At 75.7% G+C, this 2,434-nt stretch carries 1 protein-coding gene and 1 pseudogene; one reads left to right on the forward strand and one right to left on the reverse strand.

Translation table 11 applies throughout. From position 1 onward, the window contains the following. A partial coding sequence (locus VFZ20_RS22745) for a cyanophycinase (protein WP_329686248.1) occupies positions 1-505 on the forward strand: 505 nt, incomplete at its 5' end. Between the two features lie 305 nt (positions 506-810). On the opposite strand, the pseudogene VFZ20_RS22750 reads toward VFZ20_RS22745, so the two are convergent. Continuing rightward, positions 811-2,434, reverse strand: a pseudogene (locus tag VFZ20_RS22750) (hypothetical protein); the annotation flags it as partial.

The raw sequence follows: 2,434 nt of genomic DNA on the forward strand, positions 1-2,434 counted from the left end.
CGTGCTGCGCGCCCTGCACGAGCGCTATCGCGACGGCGCCGTCATCGGCGGAACGTCGGCGGGGGCGGCCATCATGTCCGACAGCATGCTGACGGGGAACCAGGTGGCCGCGGGCGAGGACACCATCGGCTACCACGGCGACGAGTATCCGCGCGTCGCCCGCCGGACCATCGAGGTGGTGCGCGGGCTTGGCTTTCTGCCGGGCACCCTCGTGGACCAGCACTTTCTGCGGCGCGAGCGGCAAAACCGCCTGCTGAGCGTGGTGCTGGAGCGCCCGTCCATGATCGGCGTGGGGATCGACGAGGGCACGGCGGTGATCGTGCGGCCGGACGGGTGGTGGGAGATCGCGGGCGCCAGCAGCGTGCTGGTGATGGACGCGCGGCAGGCGGAGGTCACCCCCGCGGAGGCGCCGCTGCTGGGCGCGAGCGGCATCCGCATGCTGCTGCTCCCCGCCGGCAGCCTGTACGACCCGCGCTCCGGCCGCGCCCGCCTGCCCGGCAGCTGATCGGACCGGTGGATCGGGGGAGCGGCGGATCAGATCGGCGGTCGGGATCGGCGGATCGGGATCGGCGGATTCGAGCGGGGAAAGATCGAGGGGGGCGGCGTGCCTCCAGCCCCGGCGATTGAAATCGCGGCACCGAAAACGTGATGTCGGCCTTCGCCGACGGCTCCTGCCGCGCTCCGTCGCGTGTGCACCGGACGGATATCGCGCCACCTTCCCGGCATCTTCGCAGGGAGCACATGAGAGCGGCCCGGCGAATCGCCGGGCCGTTCTCACTTCCGCACTCACGCACTCACGCACTCACGCACTCAAAAGCTCGGGCCCAGGAAGACCGCGTTGGCGAAGAGCGGAAGCAGGCCGCGCCACATGTCGCGGAACACCGGGTCGCCCGCGAAGCCGATCACCCGGCCGCGGCCCACGCGCTCCGTCCACAAGTACGGCGTCCCCGCCACGCGCGCCGGCACCTCCGGCCACAGGTAGCCGCTGATGCGCAGCCGGGACAGGGGCGCGTAGCGGAGGACGGCCTCGCCCGGCCCCACGTCCGCCGGCGCGCGGTACACCCGGTCGCTGAACAGCAGCACGGGCAGCTCGGCCTCCTCTACCCCCGCCAGCAGCGGCGACAGCGTGTCGGCCACGGCGCGGACGATGGCGCCCGGCACCTCCGCCGGGAGCGGCGCGCCGGCGCTGTCGGGCTCCGGGTCGCCCGCCGCGCGCAGACGCGACAGGCCCAGCCCCTCGGACGCCAGCCAGTCCGTGGCCGCGTCCGTCGTCACCAGCACGCCGCCGGCCCGCACCCACTCCGCGATGCGCCGCTGCCCCCGCTCGCCCAGCGCGCGCGACAGGGCGCCCGCGGAGGTGCCGGGGACGATCAGCACGTCGAAGTCGTCCAGGGCCGCGCCCGCCACGGCATCGGCCTCCAGCGCCGTGGACGGATACGCCAGCCGCTGGTCCAGCGCGTACCACGCGTAGCCGAACGACTGGCCGTTCACGGGCGGGCCGGCCAGCAGCGCCACGTGGGGCGGACGCAGGGGAAAGACGCTGTTGCTGCCCAGGTCCGTCCCCTCGTCCGCCGCGCCGGAGGCCAGCGGCGCGACGGACGCGCCCGTCTCGGCCGCGTGCCGGCGGACGGCCTCGTGCAGGTCCGCGCGCCCCGGCGGGATCCGCACGACGAACGCGCCCCCGTCGAAACGCGCCGCGCCGCTGCGAAAGCCGAACGGCGAGTACCACACGGGGATGCTGTCGCGAAAGAGCGCGGCGAGCATCCGCATCCCCGCCTCCGTCCCCGGCGCGAACGCGTAGCCGTAGCGTCCTTCCGCCGGCGGCGCGGGCGCTGCGGCCGGGGGCGCGGGCTCCGTCCCGCCCGGCGCGACGGGGAGCGCCCAGGCGCGGACGCGAAAGGCAAAGGGCATGGCCCACCCCGTGGCGTCGTAGAAGCGCTCGGACTGGCCCCCGCGGCGCCGCGCCAGCTCCTCGCGGATGAACGCCGAGTCCAGCGGCGCCTCGGGCTCCAGCAGCGCGCGGGCCAGGCGCCCCTGCGGCTGGGCCAGGTCCACCACGTACGTCCCCGCGACCAGGCGGACGGGGGACGCGCCGGATCGCCCGTACTCCGTCCCCCGCACCTGCGTCGCGGACGTCAGCCGCCGCACCTCGATGCCGTTGTCGGCCAGGCGCCGGGCCGGCGAGTCCGCGCGGCCGGCGTCGTCGCGGGCGAATGCCACGGCGCGGATGCCGTCCTCGGCCGTGCCGCGAACGGCGGCCTGCCGGAACGCCAGGTAGTCCGCCACCCGCGTGCGCGCCTCGCGGGCCAGCACGCCCAGCGTGGCCATGCTGGCGACGTAGTGGTGCTCCGCCGCCTCGCGCAGGGTGAGCACGTGGCCGTCGGGACGGCGGATGGCGCCGCCGCGGCTGCTGGCCTGCTCGTACGTCATCCCC

The organism is Longimicrobium sp. (genome assembly GCF_036280135.1).
Classification (GTDB): Bacteria; Gemmatimonadota; Gemmatimonadetes; order Longimicrobiales; family Longimicrobiaceae; genus Longimicrobium.